The sequence below is a fragment of the Pseudomonas sp. GX19020 genome (assembly GCF_023371075.1).
Lineage (GTDB): Bacteria > Pseudomonadota > Alphaproteobacteria > Rhodobacterales > Rhodobacteraceae > Pseudogemmobacter.
This window is the reverse complement of record NZ_JAMCCR010000019.1, coordinates 42,086-60,336: the sequence shown is the minus strand read 5'-3', so window position 1 is coordinate 60,336 and position 18,251 is coordinate 42,086. Positions and strand designations below refer to the sequence as shown.

At 61.3% G+C, this 18,251-nt stretch carries 23 protein-coding genes; 14 read left to right on the top strand and 9 right to left on the bottom strand.

Annotated features, from left to right (window positions below):
- Positions 1-2: 2 nt before the first annotated feature.
- From M3484_RS20955 to M3484_RS20930, 6 genes are all read right to left on the bottom strand, one after another.
- Positions 3-1,043: a tyrosine-type recombinase/integrase gene (locus M3484_RS20955; protein ID WP_249499100.1), complete on the bottom strand. Its 1,041-nt coding sequence runs from the start codon at positions 1,041-1,043 to the stop codon at positions 3-5.
- Positions 1,018-1,218, bottom strand: coding sequence for a hypothetical protein (locus M3484_RS20950; RefSeq protein WP_249499099.1), 201 nt, complete (start codon positions 1,216-1,218; stop codon positions 1,018-1,020). Before M3484_RS20950 ends, M3484_RS20955 begins: the two co-directional genes overlap by 26 nt.
- Positions 1,211-1,444: a hypothetical protein gene (locus M3484_RS20945; RefSeq protein WP_249499098.1), complete on the bottom strand. Its 234-nt coding sequence runs from the start codon at positions 1,442-1,444 to the stop codon at positions 1,211-1,213. Before M3484_RS20945 ends, M3484_RS20950 begins: the two co-directional genes overlap by 8 nt.
- Before the next feature lie 93 nt (positions 1,445-1,537).
- Positions 1,538-1,759: a hypothetical protein gene (locus M3484_RS20940; protein ID WP_249499097.1), complete on the bottom strand. Its 222-nt coding sequence runs from the start codon at positions 1,757-1,759 to the stop codon at positions 1,538-1,540.
- Positions 1,756-3,660 (bottom strand): ParB/RepB/Spo0J family partition protein, encoded by a 1,905-nt coding sequence (locus M3484_RS20935; RefSeq protein WP_249499096.1) that lies wholly within the window; start codon positions 3,658-3,660, stop codon positions 1,756-1,758. The genes M3484_RS20940 and M3484_RS20935 overlap by 4 nt, the downstream gene beginning before the upstream one ends.
- Positions 3,661-3,927: 267 nt before the next feature.
- A complete protein-coding gene (locus M3484_RS20930) occupies positions 3,928-4,194 on the bottom strand; it encodes a hypothetical protein (RefSeq protein WP_249499095.1) in 267 nt (88 codons plus the stop codon).
- A 119-nt stretch (positions 4,195-4,313) separates the two neighbouring features.
- On the opposite strand from M3484_RS20930, the gene M3484_RS20925 reads away from it, so the two are divergent.
- On the top strand, positions 4,314-4,523 hold the full coding sequence (locus M3484_RS20925; protein WP_249499094.1) for a hypothetical protein: 210 nt from the start codon (positions 4,314-4,316) through the stop codon (positions 4,521-4,523).
- On the opposite strand, the gene M3484_RS20920 is transcribed toward M3484_RS20925, so the two are convergent.
- A complete protein-coding gene (locus tag M3484_RS20920) occupies positions 4,524-4,952 on the bottom strand; it encodes a hypothetical protein (RefSeq protein ID WP_249499093.1) in 429 nt (142 codons plus the stop codon).
- Positions 4,953-5,230: 278 nt separating this feature from the next.
- Entirely contained in the window at positions 5,231-5,569 is a 339-nt protein-coding gene (locus M3484_RS20915) for a helix-turn-helix domain-containing protein (protein WP_249499092.1), read from the bottom strand.
- A 553-nt stretch (positions 5,570-6,122) separates the two neighbouring features.
- On the opposite strand from M3484_RS20915, the gene M3484_RS20910 reads away from it, so the two are divergent.
- From M3484_RS20910 to M3484_RS20870, 9 genes are all read left to right on the top strand, one after another.
- Positions 6,123-6,413: a hypothetical protein gene (locus M3484_RS20910; protein WP_249499091.1), complete on the top strand. Its 291-nt coding sequence runs from the start codon at positions 6,123-6,125 to the stop codon at positions 6,411-6,413.
- Positions 6,406-6,555, top strand: a complete 150-nt coding sequence (locus M3484_RS20905) for a hypothetical protein (protein WP_249499090.1) — start codon at positions 6,406-6,408, stop codon at positions 6,553-6,555. Before M3484_RS20910 ends, M3484_RS20905 begins: the two co-directional genes overlap by 8 nt.
- A 104-nt stretch (positions 6,556-6,659) precedes the next feature.
- Complete coding sequence (locus M3484_RS20900) at positions 6,660-7,700, top strand: hypothetical protein (protein WP_249499089.1); 1,041 nt, start codon at positions 6,660-6,662, stop codon at positions 7,698-7,700.
- On the top strand, positions 7,700-8,212 hold the full coding sequence (locus tag M3484_RS20895) for a DUF1937 family protein (protein WP_249499088.1): 513 nt from the start codon (positions 7,700-7,702) through the stop codon (positions 8,210-8,212). Before M3484_RS20900 ends, M3484_RS20895 begins: the two co-directional genes overlap by 1 nt.
- Positions 8,209-9,354 (top strand): DUF7146 domain-containing protein, encoded by a 1,146-nt coding sequence (locus tag M3484_RS20890; protein WP_249499087.1) that lies wholly within the window; start codon positions 8,209-8,211, stop codon positions 9,352-9,354. Before M3484_RS20895 ends, M3484_RS20890 begins: the two co-directional genes overlap by 4 nt.
- On the top strand, positions 9,344-10,087 hold the full coding sequence (locus M3484_RS20885; RefSeq protein ID WP_249499086.1) for a hypothetical protein: 744 nt from the start codon (positions 9,344-9,346) through the stop codon (positions 10,085-10,087). Before M3484_RS20890 ends, M3484_RS20885 begins: the two co-directional genes overlap by 11 nt.
- Position 10,088: 1 nt before the next feature.
- Positions 10,089-10,682, top strand: coding sequence for a hypothetical protein (locus M3484_RS20880; RefSeq protein ID WP_249499085.1), 594 nt, complete (start codon positions 10,089-10,091; stop codon positions 10,680-10,682).
- 252 nt (positions 10,683-10,934) lie between these two features.
- Entirely contained in the window at positions 10,935-12,809 is a 1,875-nt protein-coding gene (locus M3484_RS20875; protein WP_249499084.1) for a DNA primase family protein, read from the top strand.
- Between the two features lie 416 nt (positions 12,810-13,225).
- Positions 13,226-13,990 (top strand): hypothetical protein, encoded by a 765-nt coding sequence (locus tag M3484_RS20870; protein ID WP_249499083.1) that lies wholly within the window; start codon positions 13,226-13,228, stop codon positions 13,988-13,990.
- Between the two features lie 84 nt (positions 13,991-14,074).
- Here the strand turns inward: M3484_RS20870 and M3484_RS20865 are convergent, their stop codons facing one another.
- Positions 14,075-14,281 carry a hypothetical protein gene (locus M3484_RS20865; RefSeq protein WP_249499082.1) on the bottom strand — a complete coding sequence of 69 codons (207 nt, stop codon included), beginning with the start codon at positions 14,279-14,281 and terminating at the stop codon, positions 14,075-14,077.
- Positions 14,282-14,358: 77 nt separating this feature from the next.
- On the opposite strand from M3484_RS20865, the gene M3484_RS20860 reads away from it, so the two are divergent.
- From M3484_RS20860 to M3484_RS20845, 4 genes are all read left to right on the top strand, one after another.
- Positions 14,359-15,093: a hypothetical protein gene (locus M3484_RS20860; RefSeq protein ID WP_249499081.1), complete on the top strand. Its 735-nt coding sequence runs from the start codon at positions 14,359-14,361 to the stop codon at positions 15,091-15,093.
- A gap of 112 nt (positions 15,094-15,205) precedes the next feature.
- Positions 15,206-15,880 (top strand): DUF1441 family protein, encoded by a 675-nt coding sequence (locus M3484_RS20855; protein WP_249499080.1) that lies wholly within the window; start codon positions 15,206-15,208, stop codon positions 15,878-15,880.
- 9 nt (positions 15,881-15,889) lie between these two features.
- On the top strand, positions 15,890-18,049 hold the full coding sequence (locus tag M3484_RS20850; RefSeq protein ID WP_249499079.1) for a phage terminase large subunit family protein: 2,160 nt from the start codon (positions 15,890-15,892) through the stop codon (positions 18,047-18,049).
- Positions 18,046-18,249 (top strand): phage head-tail joining protein, encoded by a 204-nt coding sequence (locus M3484_RS20845; RefSeq protein ID WP_249499078.1) that lies wholly within the window; start codon positions 18,046-18,048, stop codon positions 18,247-18,249. Before M3484_RS20850 ends, M3484_RS20845 begins: the two co-directional genes overlap by 4 nt.
- Positions 18,250-18,251: the final 2 nt, after the last annotated feature.

The following is an 18,251-nucleotide window of genomic DNA, read 5'->3' as shown; positions in this document are numbered from 1 at the left end:
GGTCAGTTGGGAGTTTTTGTTCCGGCTTCGTGCGCTTCGAGCTTTCTAATCGCCGATTCCGCGAGGCCCGAATCCCTGCTCAGGTAATGCGCATCAAGGATAGTGGTCACGTCCTTGAGGCTGTGCCCTGTGATGGTGGCGATCTCAGTTACAGTGCATCCAGCGACAGCAAGGCGCGTGACTGCCGTTCCCCGCAGATCGTGGAATGTAAGGTCCGTGATGCCGGCCTTAGCCACCACCTTTCGCCAGCTCGCGCTAAACCCCATGCTGGTCCATGCAGTGCCGGTGACTGTCGTCAGGATCGTCACCGCACGCTTCGACGTGGTATCCAGCAGCGTCTTCAATGGCCCGGCGACCGGAATGACCACCCGGCGGCCCGTCTTGCTTTGCTTCAACCTGATATGGCTGCCGTTATAGGCTCCCCAGGTGAGCTTCAGCAGATCGCCTTGCCGCTGTCCGGTCCAGACCGCCAGCATATAGGCCAGCCAGATTCTGTCCGGAGCGACATCTTTTAATGCCGCTTCGTCAGCCTGGGTCCAGATGATTTCCGCTCTGCCGCTGCGGTAGAGCTTCCCTGGCTTTTCGCAGGGATTCGCAAGTGTCAGGCCACGGTCAAATGCCCATGCCAGAATGCGGGCAAATGTTGCGAAAACATAGTCGGCCTGCCGCCTCGACCTGATTGCCATCTTGTCACGCCAACCGAGAAATTCCGCGCGGGTCCGCCGGTCAGTCAAAGCCTCCAGGGGAAAGTCAGCATATTCCGTCTCGATCAGTCGGATGTGCTTCGCGTAGTCCTTTCGGGTGCGTTCTGCCAGATCGAGGAAGACCGGCGCGTCCTGGTAGCTTGTCAGGATAGCCTGAATGCTGCCGTCAGGCGCCTTAGCTTTCTGCTTATGGGCTTCGTTATAGGCGGCAAGAAATTCTGGGTCGCCGGGCTTCCCCGGCAGAGATGGCCCGCCCTTCCATGCATAATAGTAGGTCACACGCGAGCCATCGGCCAGCTTCTTGCTGTTCCGATTAATGCCCTTTAGCGTTACCCTCATTGCGCTTCGCCTTCCATGCATCGAACGGGTTTTCCGGGGGTCGGGGATCTTCCGATCGGAATCTGACGATACCCTTGTCTGTCTCGATTTCCACCACTGCGTTGGGGTCTTCAGCGCGGCCCGCTTTGATAAAGCGGCGCACTTCGGCCTCTGTATAGGTCTGGCGCTTAGCCATGACACACCTCCGAGATCCTCTTTTCAAACTCCGGCCAGTAGACGCGCCGGGCCTCCTCGACCGTGCGAGCGACAATTTCGGCTTCGGTATAGCCCAGCCGCCCGAGGCCGGCGCAGACATTGCAGGGGACTTTCGGGCGCAGGATCTGGGTCTTATCCTCGACCTCGCGCCGCATTTCGCAGGCGGGACAGGCGTATCCGTTTCCATGCAGGGTTGGATCAGCCATTCTGACGCCCACCCTTTCCCGGCGCAGATACGCCGAGGGATGCCCGCGCCAAAGCGGCGGCGAGAATCTGGTCCAATGTGGGGCGTTCTGCCATCACTCGATCCCTCTTGTGATCGGGTGCCGCGCCCGGCGGTCGGATTCATCGACCACCGATGCAGCAGCTGCCCGGCGCAGACCCATCGCAATCCCGCGCCGGATGAGGCCTTCGCGCGAGGCGCTGTCAAAACGACCGAACGGGCTGGCGGCGCGAGCGTCAGCAACGACATCCGCGAAAGTTTTCCCGTGGCGGCGCGGTGTCGGGATGCGATTGTTCATTCTGCAGCCTCCTGCGCGATTTCGGGATCGACCGCTGGCCATTGCAGCTCCGGGGGCAGCCAGGTGTCGATGGCCTCATTGATCTCGCGCGACGTGCCGATCGCCTCGCGAAAGTCTGCGCTGTTGAAAAGCTTGTGCAGCAGCTGCGCTTTTTCGCCTTTCTTCTCGGCGCGAAATTTAGCGTGGTTCGGCTCCAGCGTATCGGGCATGAGTTCAAGCCAGATCGCATCAAGGCGGGCAACAGGCAGGCGTGAGAAGAAGCCGGCTGCCGTGGGTGTCCAGATGCGGCGCACATCGGGTCGTGTCAGCTGGGCGAGCAAGGGCAGATAGGTTGGTCCGTCGATGATCGCCCGCGCGGTCGCCAGCGCGACGATCCGGCCCTTTTCGACCTCGGACCTGTTGCGCCAGATGCGGAAAGCTTCCAGGTCAGGTGAAACCTGGTCCGTATACGATGCCTTATCGTCATCGGTCAGACTGGCGGGAGGCTCAAACCCCTCGATCTTTTCCGGGACAATGGTCTGCCGGGTGATGCTCAGGCCGAGAGCTGGTGCATAAGGCTTGAGTACGGCGGACATCTGCCATGCCATCAGATCCCAGGTCAGTGATGGATCATGCGACACGGCGAGTTGGAGCGCTGCCAGCCTGATCCGTTTCAGATCCTCTACAACGGCATTGGACAGCGCGGCAGATTCGGATTTTGCAACGGTGACCTCGTCGGCCTCGCCTGACACTTCCTCCCGGTTCGGATCGTCCTCCGGGCGGCGGAACGGGCCATGCCTGCTGAGTTCACCGTGGCGATCAACATAGAGCCAGAGCCCGGATGTCGCGATATCCTCATCCCGATATTCGCCGGCGGCGCGGTGTTCCAGCTCTTCAAAGCGATCCAGCTCGACGGACGTCAGTTCGCCCTCTTCAGACTTATCCGATAGGGTCTCCATCTCGTCGCGATCTGCCTGGGGCAGATCCATCGGCACCCGACTGATACGCTCCATCTTTTCGGAAAGTTTGTATCCAGCCCATTCGTCAAGGCAGACCTCGACCCACTTCCAGCCACTGGCCATCTCGGCCGCCGCGCAGTTTGTGAGCTTTTCTTCAAACAGGCGCTGCACGATATCTTCATCCAGCAAGCGTATGGCGCTGCTGAAGAGATCTTCTTGCACCCGGCCGCCCTCAAGGCGGTAATATTCCAGCCCGATAAAAGCCGCGCGACGGTCAGAGAGACTGACAGATGCGTTTGCCAGCCGGTTGCGGATCGCATCGGCGCCACCCCAGTAAGTGTTGCCGGCTTGACCTTGCACCTTGGACAGCTCTGCCAGCAGCGCATCATCATCGCGTGCGCTGGTGAGGGCACCGGCCTGATCGAGGGTGATCTCGCCAGCGCGCAGGGCATTCAGCGCCGGATCAGGCAGCTGCGCCAGCCGCAGGCGCTGGCGCACGTGGCGCACGGTCACTGCAAAGGCTTTGGCGATGCGATCGGGATCTGCGCCGGTTGCCGCCATGCGACCATAGGCCCGGACCTCATCTGCCGGGTGGAGGGCCTCGCGCGCGGAATTTTCCGCGCTGGCCCATAGGCGCGCGGTTTCTTCGCAGTCGGTCAGGCGAACGGGAACGCGGGTCTCTGACAGGCGACGGCTGTCGCGCTCGCTCAGCCGGATCAGGGCGCGAAGACGGCGCCCGCCGGCGACGACACCGATGGCGTCCGGGGTTTCCGGATCGCTGAAGCCAGCGAGGTTCTGAAGCAGCCCAAGCTCGGCGATGCTGTCGGCCAGCGCCTCGATATCGGCGGCGGGCGGCTCACTGCGGGCGTTGAGGGTATGAACATAGAGATCTGCCAGCGGGACCATCGCCACGATATCAGCGACGGGCGCGGCGGCGGCATCTGCTTTTCTGGGTTTTGCCATCGGGATTCCTTTATGAAAAAGCCCCGGGCGGCGGGACAGGGCGCGCCCGGGGAAGTCACGAGGTGGGCAGTTGCCGGGATTTCAGTTGGCGCGAGACCATTTCGCTAAGGCTCCCGGCGGGCCTGTCCGCGCCCCATGGTCGGAGACGCGGATTCGGTTACGGCCCGATGCTGAGGATCAGGGCCGTGTTCAAACTGGCGCGGGCAATCACTACGGCGCCGGCGCAGATCAGGGTCAGCAGCGCGATCTCGGTAACACCGACGCGGATCATACCGCGCCGCCCTGGGCGCGGGCGGCGACCATGCCGCGCACCTTGATCGCGACGCGCTGGCAGGCTTGGCCGATCTCTTCGAAGGTGCTGCCCGGATGGGTGGTGATGACATGCGCTGGCAGCAGCAGCTCGGGGCGCTGGATCGGCTGACCGCGGGCGGATTTCAGCATCGCCCATGCGTTCGCCATCAGTGCCGGGTGAAGGTTTACCCGCTGCGGATCCAGCACGGTCGCACGGGCTTCAGAAAGTGGATCGGTGCGCATGGCGCGGGTCTCCATCGGGGTTGCGGTTTTTGGTGAAAGCCGGAAGGTCAGATGCGGGGGCAGTGTGTTGGATCGCCGCCCCCGCGATTCCCCACGCAAAACAAAGGAAAACGCGGGAAATGAGTGGTAGTCTCGAAACGCGATTGGCTGAGATTGAGAACAATATTGCGGCTTTAGAAGGAGCCGAACCGACCTCGCGTCCGATTGGCGAAGCACCGATTACGCTGCTGCAAGTGAAGCGTGAAACCGACCTTCTTTGGCAAAGCGTCAGAGGGATTCAGGAGGACATCGGCGAAATCAAATCCGCGCTGGCCAAGCTGCAGCGTTGATCAGGTTGCGAGCTTTGGATCTCGCCAGCGATCCAAAGCCTTCTCCTCGGCGAGCTGCTCACGTTCAGCCTGTTCGCGCGCAGCGTTTTCAGCGCAGATCCTAGCGCCCTCGATATGCCGCTCCATACCGCGAGAAACAGCCAGAGCCGTGATCAGGCGCTGATAGCTGAGCTTTTGCTCAGGTGTTGTGGTCAGGGAGAAGCGATGCCAGCACAGGTCGATGTTCGGGCTACCAAGGCCGCCGCCCAATCCTGCCTGAGACTGAGCAAAGCGCTCTGCTTCCGCGACTGAAAGCGGTGCAGCGATTTCAGGAATGGTGTCAGGGCTGTCATACATCATCCGGACGCACATGCGCATCGCGAGCGTATCGGTCTCGCAAGACGCACGTGGCGGTGCTGCAGCGTGATTGCTATGGTCCGTATCCGCCATGGTGCGGGGCCTCCATCGGGGTTTCGATGGAGGGATAATTGTTTGTCATTTGGCAATCGTCAAGCTATAAAATTGCCAAATGACAAATTCCCTGCGATGGTTCGGCGACGAATCACGGGATGTTAACTAAGCTTTGCCGGGATCACGCCCCATTCGCGACCACCGGAGCGCGAAGCATTTGCCTATTTTCAGGATGGGTGGAGAAGAAATGAGGGAACGCATTGCACAGAAAATACTCCGGCTATCTCCGGGTAAATTCGAGCGACTGAGGCAGACCCTCAGTCGTGTGGCTTCGGCTGGGCCGTCGCAAGAAGACCGTCTATGTACGCTTCAAGCTTGCCTAGAAGAACTGGATCTAGATCCTGAACGCGAGCAATGACTTGTGCCCTGTGATCAAGATCATCACGCTCGCCACCTTCTAAGAGAAAGCGTGGCGACACATTAAAATAGGCGCTGATTTTTACGATGTCGTCGCTTCTGGGCTTAGACTTGGGCCGCCGAAACCACGGATAAATCCTGTGGTAGGGAGTATGTGTTGCCTCGGCCAGAGCGCGCAAATCAATGCCCCGCTCCTCCATAAGCACCTTCAGTCTTTGCGCAAATGGGCTGAGTTCCATGTCTCGCAATCTACAATTTTGCGTTGCCGTTTGGCAAATTGCCATTTGCCACTTGACAACTGTTTGTCATTTGGCAAATCCATAGAGCATGGACCCGCACGATTTCATCGCCAAGATCGACGCTTACTGTAGCGAAACCGGGCTGCAGCCGTCGACGGTTTGCTCTCGGGCGGTTGGCAATCCTCGGCTTTACGACCGCATCAAAGCGCGTCTCGTAAAGTTGGGCGAGGAAGACCAGCTGCTTAGCGCGTGGATCGAGCAGAACCCGCCAAAGAGGCCAGCTCCGCTCACTATGTCCCAACCCAAGGATCCCGCCCATGACAACGCCTGACTTTGTCCCGCTGCTTGGAGCCCGTTGCGTCAAGGTTTCAGAGCCTGATCGGGGCCTTAAAGAGCAGCTGACTGGCGGTGATGGGATTGAAGTTCGGCCGGTTGATGATCGATTTATCGCCTTAACTCCCGTTTTCCGTAGTATTCGAGGGTCAAAATCATGACCAGTGTTCGCCGCCTGGCAGCGGTTCCGCAAGCTCACCCTGCCCCACGCGTCAGTCAAATGTCCCATACCAATGGATTTGACCGGCGCCGCGGTTGCAATCGGGGGCGCAGCCTGGAAGCGCGGCGGCGCAATCAGGTGCCGCCGGTGATCGCCTTCACCCGTCACGATATGGCGGTGTTCTGGGCGGGGCTGATGGCGCGGCAATGCGGCACCCGCGAACGCTGCGCGGTGATGTTCGATGTCACCTTTCAGACCGCCTGCAACTGGTTTGATGGGTTCTCTTGCCCGACCGGCGACAAGGTCATGCAGGCGATGCGCTGGTGGCCGGAGGAATTCGATCATGAGTAATGCACTTCACCTCGACCGTGCTTTGAAGCTGGAAGCCCGTGCTATGGCGCTTCTCTCGCACGCGCGGCGGCTGTTCCTGCTGGCGGTTGCCCTCCTCTGCCTCGCTTTCGCCAGCCTTATAGCCGTCACCATCGGCCTCTGATCCATCCCCGGCCTGCCAGCCGTGATCCGCCCGCCCCGTGGCGCGCCCGCAAGGGTGAAGGCGTTCGCGCCACGGGGAAACTTGCACCCGCCATGGAGGCTCAAATGGATTTGAATAATCTTTCCCGCGAAGAACTACATCGCCTTCAGGGTGAATTGCGGACCCTGCAGAGCGAGCTCGGAACCGTCGCCACGGCGGCGGAAGTATTGGCAGAAGGCGATTTCGAGCCAGAGATCAGCCTCGGAACTGAGGGGACCATCATTCGCACCCGGCCCGTCGCCGGACTGAACTGCGACCTGCTCCTGATCGATCAGGACAAGGGCGCTGATGTTGAGATTGAGCCTGAAGCCGTGCTGCCTGTCGCGGCCGAGGTCTTCTCTGCGCCGGCACCGCTGGCAAAAGCGCAACCGAATGCATCTGCTGCACCTTTGCCGCCCGTTACCTTGCGCATAGGGTCACTGGATGACGCTGAGCGTCGCGAAATCCTGCGCCTGCATGGTCTGGGCGAGAGCAACAGCCTTATCGCAATGAAGCTTTCGCGTCGGGTCCAGACGGTTGGCCTGTTCCTGGAATCGATCAAGCGCAAGGCGGCCAAGGCGCCGCAGGAAACGAAACAACCGGGCCAGCCCGCGCCGTCTGAGGGACAGGGCGCACAGGACCCCGGCGAGGCTGCGACCGATGAAGTCGCGCCCGCCCCATCTGCGCTGGTGGCTGGCGGTGCAGATATCGAGATCCTGGGCGGAGATCAGGGAGGACTGCAGCGGGATCGTCTCGCGGAGCATGATCCTGTGCAGGCGGAAGGGGGTGGGCGGCTGGGGAGCGCATCCCTCCCTTCCGCCGAAGCGCCGCCCGGGCTTAACGAGTTGGGGCGGCAGATCTGGGTCTTTCTTTCGCGGCTCAGTTTTCCGCGTGGTTGGGATATCGAGCTGGATCTCGATATGATCGAAGCATTCGGCAGGGGTGAAAAGTCCCCTGAGATTGCACTGGATCTGGGCGTTGATACCAAGGCTGTGGTCGATCGCCATCGCCAACTGACCGCCATGATCCGGGATGATCGCGGGCAGATCCAGATCGACGGGATGGCGACCTTTGTCAGGGTTCTGCGCGAATTCGTCAAATTTAAGCGCAAGGGCGGTGCTGGCTGATGACCCTGCCTGCCATTGCACGGGCCGCGCTTTCGGTCGGCCGGATCGACTGGGGCGCGGTGATGATGCCCAAGGGCCGCTGGTCCGCATTGGTCGAAACCGACACGGCGCCCGCCCGGGTGGCGCAATATGCGTCTGGCCAGATCTATCTTGCTGCGCCTTATCCTCTGGCCGTGCGCGGGCGGCAGGCTGAATGGAAACCGGCGCTTTCTGAGCGCATCGCTTTGCTGGCCGCCCGCGAGATCCTTCGCCTGATGCAGTTGGGCGTCTCGGCCGTCTGTCCGGTTCAGATGCGGGCGGGGATGTGCATTGCCTCGCCACTGGTCGATGAGCCGCCCCCTGCCCTCGATCCGCACGTCTGGCAGGATTGGGCCATCCCCATGCTGGCGGTCAGCCGCATGGTGGTTGTGCCGGATATTCCCGGCTGGTCGGTCTGCCCCGAGGTCTGGGCCACCGCCGTCTGGGCGCTGAACCGCAACATTCCGCTTCATATCTATGCGGGTGAGCCATGACCCGTGATCGTGATGACCGGCTGGCCGAAGCCAAGGCCAAAGACATTGGCGATATTGCGCAACAGCTGGAGATCTGCGGCTTGCTGCCCTGGCCGCCGCGCCACGGCATGGAATCCGTCGGCCCCTGCCCGAAATGCGGCGGGCGTGATCGCTTTTCGATCAATCAGCGCGATGGCGTGTTCAACTGCCGGCGGTGTGAGGGCCGGGGCGATGTGATCAGCCTTGTCAGGTTCGTGCGCGATTGCAGCATGCCTGCAGCCATTGACTGGCTGATCGGCCCTGAGGCGGAAATTTCAGAGATTGAGCGCAATGCGCGCCGCAAGGCCAGCGATGAGAACCGCCGGCGGAATGAGGATCGTGCCGATCGGGAACGCCAGCGAGAGATAAAGGCCGCCGGCGCTTTGTGGCGCGAGGTCGCAAAAAATGACCATTCCGCCCTGCGCGGCTACCTTGATGCCCGTGGGATCACCGCAGATCTTCTGCCCGAAATCCCTGCGGTGCTGCGCTATCACCCCGCCCTGCCCTATATGGTGCGCGCAGAGCGAGGCTTTCGGGAAGTGCATCGGGGCCCGGCAATGCTTGCGGTTGTCCAGCAGCCCAGTGGGCGGGGCATCGGCTGCCATCGCACCTGGTTCGACCCCGCCTCGCCTCAGGGGAAGATTGCGCTGCGCGACCCGGAAACAGACGCTGATCTGCCGCGCAAGAAAATGCGTGGATCCAAGCGCGGCGCCGCGATCCGCCTGCATACGCCTGACCATGACTGGCACCAGCTGGTGATGGGCGAAGGGATCGAGACCACGCTAACCGCGATGTGCGCCGGCATGTGGCCGGAAGCTGCTTTCTGGGCCGGGATCGACCTCGGCAACATTTCCGGTCGGCGGCAGAGCGGCAAAGGCCTGAAATATGCGGGCCTGCCGGATCTCGCAGATGCTGAAGCGTTCATTCCGCCGCCCTGGGTGCGTGAGCTGATCCTGATCGAGGATGGCGACAGCGATCCGCGCGATACCCGCGCCAAGCTTCAGGCTGGTGCCAGGCGCGCCATGGCGAAGATCCCCGGATTGCGGGCCTGCATCGTCGCCTGCCCGCCTGGGCGGGATCTTAATGATTTGCTCCAGGAAGGAGGCATCGATCATGTCGAGTGATATCACGCCCCCCCCCACGCCCGAGGGCGACTATCACCACGATGCACTGCATCTAACCATCGAGGAGGCTCATCACGTCGCACGTAATCTCATCTCTTGCTTCGCTTCTGATGACGCGCCCGAGGGCGACCTGATCAGCAGGACGCGCGATGCGGTGCAAGCCGGATACGACGCCTGGGCAGAAAAGCCGCACAACGCAAAGTGGGTGCGAAAGATCGACGGAACCCCGATCCCGAATGACCTTGTGGTGTGCATTCAGTCTGCGGTGTGCGCCTCTCTCCCCGCCCCTCAGGCACAGGGGGAGGAAGGGGCGGTGACCGCGCCGGAACTCTGGGCTGCATGCGAGACCTGCCGGCAGTCTGGTGAGGAGGAATGCCTTCACCGCACCGAAGATCTGGCCTTTGACGGCGAGGCTTGGGTTTGCCGGGAATGCTGGAATCCCGACGACGAAGATGGCTTTGACCGTGCTCCGCTGATGAAGGTCGGCCATCCCGCCACCCCCGCGCCGGTCAAAGCCGGGGTGGATCTTGAATCTCTGTCTCGCGATGCTGCGCGTTATCGGTGGTTGCGCGACCGTGATCTGGCCACGATCAGCAATGGTGGCGTTTTCGCAGGGATGACGCCTGACAATGTGGTTCTTTCGGGCGAGGATCTCGATTCCGCCATTGATGTCGTCCGCCTTTGGAACCGTCTCACCCCACCGCCTGCGTCGGCTGACGGGGAGGTTTCCTGACATGGCGAAGCGGAAGACGAAAGTAGATTACAACCCCGACGACTGGGCGAAGCTGCTTGAAAGGAACAGGGTGAACCGCGCCCGGGACCCGGAAAGATTGAAGCGGCAAAATGAAGTGAGGCGGATAAGGGCATTTCATCTGCGAGAAGCGGTGCGGTCAAATCCCGAGAAGCTGGAGAGGTTGAGGCAATATCACCGGCAATACTACCACAAGAGAATTTCCACCGAAGCAGGGCTGATAAAGGTGATCGCTGCCCGGCGTAAGGCTGAGGAAAAGCGGAAGACCGCACGGGCCAGCATCGCCAGATATCAAGTCAGGTCGCCGCAGATTCCGCAAAATCTTGCGCTTCGTAATACCCTCTATAAGCAGATCTGGGCGCTGATACCCGCCAACGACAGCCGCGATGATATTGCCAGCGAGGCGATGATTGCCCTCCTGACCGGAGAGGCCGCCACCCCTGCCGAAGCGGTCAAGATTGGGCGCAAAGCCCATTACCGGGTGTTTTCGCAATTCGGTACGGTTTCCATGGATGCGGTCATGCCTTCCGGCTTCACCCTTCACGATGTCCTGTCTGTCGAGAGCATAGCCTGCTGACAGCATGCTCGGGAAAACCACCGTCAGCATCGATCGCGCCGCCGGCACGGCAACCATGTGCACGGGCGGCTGGGATCAAACGTTCAAGGGCGACGATTTGGTCAAAAAGCTCCGATTTTACCGCCGCCTTTGGTCCCGAAAGCCGAACGGCAGAGGCGGCAGTACCTACGATGAGAAAACTCCCGGCCCTTGGGCCGGGCACTACGAGGATAGTATCCGCGCCCTTGAAAGCGCGGTCAGGGAGTGGATGGCATGAGCCAGGAGCTTAAACCGGGTCTCGCGCGGGTTCGCGAAGTGATGAGCCAAGCCGAGGATGTCGACATGCCCGAGGGGTTGGAAGTGCCCTCTGAGCATGATCATGATGCCCCGATCGGCGATGAAGATCTCGGCTATGATGATCGGGCAACAGATCCCCCGCACCCCCCTGATGATGAATCTGCCCCGCCGCCAGAAAAGGAATGCGCCGAACTGCCGCTCAATGACCATGGCAACGGCCAGCGGTTCGTTCGGTATTTTGGCGACATGGTGCGGTGGGTTCCGACATTGGGCTGGCATGTCTGGAGCGGGACGCATTTTCAGCTCGATCAGCACAATATCAGGGTCCGCTATCTTGCACAGCAGCTGGGCGAAAGGATCGCGAAAGAGATCCCATGGCTGACGCTCGAGGATTGGCAAATGGAAGCAATCGGACGGGAGCGGGATCTGCGCGAGGAACTGAAGGCGCTTTCCGAGACCCTGGACGATGATGGCAAGCCTTCCGAAGAGACCCGCTCAAAGATGGCCGATATCGATAAGAAACTGGGCGCTATCAACAGCATCAAGAAAGTGCTGGGCGACAAGCGCAAGGCTCATCGAAACTTCGCCCGCACGGCCGGCAATACCAGCCGCATCGATGCGGCCCTGAAAGAGGCGGCGCCGCACATCTCGTTGACCCATACCGAACTGGATTCGGACGCTATGGCAGTGAACTGTCTTTCTGGGACGCTCCGGTTTGAGATCGTTTCCGATCCGGATGCAGGTATGTCGAAAGTCGCGACTGTGCGGCTCGATCCTCATAGCCAGGATGACAAGATCTCGAAGGTGATCATGGCGAGCTATAATCCAGAGCGGCCTTTCAGCCCTAGAACGGATTGCCCAAAATTCATGGCATTCCTTAATCGGGTTCAGCCGGCCGCAGAAATGCGTGGCTATCTCCAGCGCTGGCTTGGTCTCTCGATCAGCGGACTTTCCGTCCAAGCGCTCATGTTCTGGTATGGTGCCGGCGCAAATGGGAAATCTGTCCTGATCGAGCTGATCGCCAAAATCATGGGCGAGTATGCCGCAGAGATCCGCATCGAAACCCTGACGGGCAAAAACAGTCAGTCTGGCGCACAGGCCACGCCCGATCTTGTCTATCTGGTCGGGGCCCGGCTTGCCCGGGCTGGCGAGCCGCGTGAGGGAGAACCGCTGCAAGACAGCCTGGTCAAGTCGATCACGTCAGGTGAACCCATCATGGTGCGGCCGAACTACGGGGCGTTCTTCCGTCTTTACCCGTATTTCAAGCTGACGATGTCAGGGAACCATAAGCCAGACATTCGATCGACAGATGACGGGATCTGGCGGCGGATCAAGCTGGTGCCGTGGGAAGTGCAGATCCCCGAGCGTGAGCGTGATGATACGCTTCTCGACAAGCTCTGGGAAGAGCGCGACGGAATCCTGAAATGGCTGGTCCAGGGCTTGCTTGATTACCTCGAGGGCGGCCTTCAGGAACCTGACGCGGTGCGCAATGCGACCGAAGAATACCGGGATGACAGCGACCCGGTGGGTTCGTTCCTGAGCAGCTGCTGCTTCTGCACAGGTGACGACAAAAACCGCATTCCCTCACGCGAGCTGACCATGGCGTTTCACTACTGGATGGCGCGTCGGGGCGAAACCAAATGGGGCGATAAGCGCGTCCAGATGCGATTGCGGGAGAAGGTCGACCGCAAGTGGAAGAGCCCAAGAGATGGCCTCGGCTTCGGCGTGGTGAAGTCCTCGGGCGTGCCGACATATGTCGGGATCCGCTTCGATGACGATTTCGGGCCGCGCTTCAAGGACTGTCCGAAGGATACGGAGGGCCGCCCTGTAGGCGCTGGCCAGGACTATTGACCCTTTTCCCCGCACCCCATTTCGGCAGCATCAGGGGCGATAGGGAAGATAACGACCCTGTCAGGGAGCAACGTTCCAAAGACGGGGTGCGGGGGATTTCCAACGAAAGCAGACGGTTGGCGAGTTCTTAGGGAGGTCAGGGAGGATAGGGAGCAGTTTCCGCGCTGCGTATATGCGAGGCCATAAACTGCGGGGTCTGGGGTGATGAAGATGGGTGTGAAGTTAGGTGTGTTGGGTATCTGCTCCCTGTCCTCCCTCACCTCCCTGCCCTTCCATCAACTCACTGATTTCTAATCATAATGCTGAATTTAGGCATGGTTCCACTTCCTCCCTGACAATCTCACTTTCTCCCTGTCCTCCCTGATCAACTCAACGAAAAACTAGGTTTAGAAAAAATGGGAAATGAGGCACTAAATATGGATATCGGTTTAGAGATGGCCGTTGATGGGCTGGTGAAAGAAGGTCTGGCGCGGCAGGCCAGTGCGCTGCAAAGCGTGGCGGCAATGCTTCGGATCGCCCTGCCCGGCTCGACCGAAATCGCCCGCCTGAGGGCGCTGCGCTCCCGTGCGGTTCCTCCGGCCAGTTGTGGTGAGGATATGCCGGTCGCGCCAGCTCGCGGCCCGGTGGTGGCGTTCCAGCCTAAGCAGCCCGTTCTCATGGATGACGGGCGCCATGAGGTGCACGCCGGATGGCTCGGGCGGGATGCGGGCCGCGCCTCGGATGCCTTCGACCGGATGGCAGACCAGTCGCGTCGCGCCGGCGGTGTTGACCCATTCCTGCCCTTCCACAAGCTGACGGCCCGCACCTATGCTGCGCTGGTCGAGCGTCACTCCTGCGTCGGCCTCAAGGGGCGCTCCTTTGAGACGATGATGGGCGGCCGGTCAGGCGGTGGCGGCGATGGTGTGATGGATCTGATCCTTGATGAAGGCGCAACCATCGACGCGATGCGCCGCGCTGCTGGCGACGGATGGGCGCTGGAGGTACGCAGGCAGGGCAAGCGCCGCCGCGTTCCGCTCACGGTGCTGGATCTGGTTGATCGCGTCTGCCTGCAAGACAAGACCATTGGCGAGGTGCTGAGGGCCTGCGGGTGGTCAGAGAAGGGTGAGACGCGAGCATGGGCGCAGGACGCCCTCTGCGGCGCGCTGGAAAGAATGTCGAAGCGGGTGCAATTAGAGGCTTGACCTCTTAAGTCCGCCGGATGTAGCTTCAGCGCCATGATCTACAAGAGCGCCCGGAGGCCACCGCCTCTCGGGCGTTTCTTATTGTCAAGGTTTTCTCTTCACACTGACTGACAGGCTGATTTCAACCAGCGTGCCAATGATGCAAGCGGCGAGGATAAGACTAACTCCCGCGCCCGCATTCCATACCTTCTCAAGCAACGCGCCGGGCTGAGCGAGGGAATACCCGGTAAAGAGAACGCCGATCAAAAGTGAGATGGCAGCAAAAAAACCTGCGATGTGGGTGAAAAACAATTCGGTTCTCCTGAGTTTATAATGACGAGACTATCGCATCGCTCTGGATTTTATCTCAAGGGGGGGCGCAGGAGATTATGGATTTCCGTCTCGAGCGCGGGTCGGTCGATGATCTGATCCGCAACCTGTCCGGTGTCGGACAGAAGCAAGTCCCGTTCGCCGCTGCGGTGGCGGTGAACAAGACGGCCCGCGAGGTGATCTCGCATATCAAAGAGCGGATGGAGGTGGTCTTTGACCGCCCGACGCCGTTCACGAAGAACGCCTTCGAGCTTCGGCCCGCCGCGACAAAGACCAATGCCGAGGCGACCGTTGCCGAGAAGTCGATGCAGGGCCGCAGGCATTATCTGAAAGTCCAGGAGGCCGGCGGGCCTCGGGAACAAACCGGGCTGGAAAAGTTGCTGTCGCTCAAGGCGGCATGGTCTGGTGTGATCCAGTCGGTGATCCCGGCGACAGGCTCGCCCTTCGAGGCGGCACGGCTTGACCGATACGGGAACTGGTCTAGCGGTGAGCGCAACCAGCTGCTGTCCGGTCTGGGTGCGCAGCGCGAAGCATCCACCAATACGACCGACAAGTCGCGGAAGCGGTCAAAGACCCGGGCGACGTACTTCGTGCCGAAGCATGGCCTTGCTCCGGGTGTGTATCGCCGCAAGGCCAAGGGTGACATTCCGGTTCGGGTGCTGAAGTTCTCGGACAAGGTGCCGCAGTATCAGAAGCGTCTCGGGTTCAAAGAGGGCGTAGAGGCGATCTTCGCGCAGCGGATCGGGGTCAACTTCGCCGATGCGCTGGCAAAGGCCCTCTCGACCGCCCGGTGATCGGGGCGGGTCCTTCCGGGGCAAGATCCTCACGCGGGTAATTCGCACCCCGATCTTCGCGGATTTTTTTATCTTTCCTGTTCGTGAGAATGGGTTGTTGTTGGGGTTTGCCATGGAAAGGAACGACATAGATGTCGCGCTGATCCCGGTGGATCTGAGCGACGAATTGCGCGAGATGCTTGACCGGTTTCCGCTGCCTACCGGGGTGGCGGATGCCGATATGAACCAGGAGGAACTGGCCTCCGCTCTGAGCCAGTCCGTCAACACCATCGCCAAGTGGATCCGGGAAGATATGCCAGTGGCGCGCCCGGGGCGAAACGGCCAGCCCTACATCCTCCGCCTTTCGCATTGCTATGCCTGGATGCGCTGGCGCGATGCTCTACGCGATGAGCGGACGGCGCATAACAAGGCACAGGCGGCAGCGATGCAGGCTGAGTTGCTCGGCCTGAAGCTTGACGATCCCAATGCGCAGATGTCACCCAAGCAGCGCCGGGAAATGGCCGAGGCCGATCTGGTCTGGAACAAGGCGCAGCGCGAACGCCGCCAGCTGGCACCGATCGATGATGTGCGCGAGCTGATGGAGGGCATGCTGTCGATCATCCGCGATGGCATCGAGGCCATGCCGGATCGCTTGGAGCGGGAATTGCAGCTGCGCCCCGAGCAGGTGACAGCAGCCATCCGGGTCGGGCGCGATGTCCTCGACGCCTTGGCGGTTCGTATCGCGGCTGAACATCTGCCTGACCTCGATGCCGGTGAGGTGCTTGGCGCCGAGGTTGCAACCAGCTGAGGTCCTGAAATGTCGATCATGGATCACGGCTTCGAGCCGTTGCCGCCTTATGCCGATCCCCGGGAAGCATTGCGCCAGGCATTGCCTGCGCTGCGCCCGGCTGAGGAGATTACGGTCACCGCTGCGGCTGAGAAATACATGCGGGTCAACGTGGCAGGGCAATGGCTGCCGTTTCGCCGCGATGTGACGCCCTACATGGTCGAGCCGACCGATATGATCGCCTCGCGCGAGTATCGCAGCCTCGCCTTCTGTGGGCCGTCGCAGTCGGGCAAAACACAGATGCTCCAATCGGCCTCGGCCTATGCGATTGCGGCAAACCCGGGTCGGGTGGCGCTGTTCCAGATGACGCGGGATTCGGCGGCGCTGTTCGAGCGCGAGAAGCTCGCACCGATGATCAACAATTCTCCCGCCTTGCGCGACAGGGTCGCCAAGGGGCGTGGCTCGGATACCATCTTTCAGAAGCTGTTTGTCGGCGGCACCCACCTGACGCTGGACTGGCCCACGGTCACAAAGCTCAGCTCTGCCACCATCCGCCTGGTGCTGGGCACGGATTATGATCACTTCCCAAAGTCTATTGGCGGTGAAGGTGACGCGCATTCGATGATGCGCGCGCGGACGCGAACCTTCATGTCGCGCGGCATGGTGGTGGTCGAGAGCAGCCCGGGCGCGCCGCTGACGGATGAGAACTGGCGCCCGGAAACACCGCATGCCGCGCCGCCGGTCGAATACGGGGTGCTGGCGCTCTATCCGCAAGGGACGCGCGGGCGCTGGTACTGGTCCTGCCCACATTGCGCGGATGAGTTTGAGCCGACCTTTGCCCGGCTGGATTATCCCAAGGGCCTCGATCCCGCCGAAGCGGCTGCCAAAGCGCGGATGCAATGCCCGCATTGCGGCGCTTTGATCGGGCATGAGCATAAGGCGGCGCTGAACGCAGCCGGGCGCTGGCTTCACGAAAGCAGCGAGCTGGATCCAGAAACCGGCCAGCCTCTGCTGGTACCGATCGACAGCGGCAGGGTGCGCCGCACGGATATGCTGAGCTACTGGCTTGATGGGGCGGCAGCGGCGTTTTCGACGTGGTCAGAGCTGGTCGAGCAGTATGAGAACGCCATTCGCGCCTTTGAGGCGACCGGCGATGAGGAAAAGCTGAAAACGGCGATGAATACCGGTCAGGCGCAGCCCTATAAGCCGCGCTCGGCGAATGATGCGGTGATGCTGACCCTGCAGGGCCTGAAGGACAAGGCGCAGGGCAACACGACGCCGAAGGGGATCGCGCCGGACTGGACGCGCTACATCACGGTGCAGGTCGATGTGCAGTCAACTCGCTTCCCGGTTGGTGTCGTCGCCTGGGGCAAGGACGGGCGGCACGCACTGATTGATCGCTTCGATCTCTTCACCCCGCCGGGTGAAGATGATCGGGCTTTGCGCCCCTTTGAGGTCGCGGGCGATTGGGCGGTTCTGGAAGCTCTGTCCACTCGATCCTGGCCGGTTCTCGGCACGGGCGGCGAGATGCGGGCGCTTGCCATTGCGGTCGATATGCATGGCGGTGGCTCGACCACGGAAAACGCCTATCGCTTCTATCGCGGGCGCCGCAATGCCGGTGAGGGCCACCTGTGGTTTCTGACCCGTGGCGAGGGTGGGCTGACCGGGCAGAAGGCGACAGACCGGGTTTGGCTGAAAGCCCCGGAGCGGGTGAGCCAAGGGGCAAAGCGCCGCCGCGCGGCCAAAGATATCGAGATCCTGCACATGGCGACGGATCGCCTGAAGGACGCGGTTTCCGCCTCGCTGCACAATACCGAGGGCGGGGTGAACCTTTGCGAGCTCGCAGAATGGATCCCGGATGACGTGCTCATCGAGCTGACTGCCGAGATCCGGGGGCTCGGGGGCTGGGAAAAGCGGGCCGGCATGGTCCGCAATGAGGCTCTCGATCACCTTGTTCAGGCCCGCGCGCTGCACATCATCAAGGGGTGCGAGCGGATCAATTGGGACGTCGCGCCCTATTGGGCCATCTGGGGCGAGAAAAACCCCCATGTCATTTTACCGAAGGCTTCGTCGCGGTCAGAGGCTGAACCTGTCGAGAGACCCGATCCGCCATCTGGCAGGCGGGTTGACCCCATCCGCAGTGCGCCCGGTCGGGGCGGCTGGATCCCAAACCGGAGTAAATGGCTTTGAGCAAATACACCGCTGCTGATCTGGCCCATATCAAAGGGATGATCGCGAAGGGCGTCACCTCGGTCGAAGTGGCGGGCGAGAAATACAACTTCCGCAGCCTCGATGAGATGCAGCGCACCGCCGCCATGATCGAGGAGGAGGTCAATCCCTCCTCCCGCCGCCGCTCGGGCTTCTACCTGCCCACTTTTTCCAGGGGCTGAAC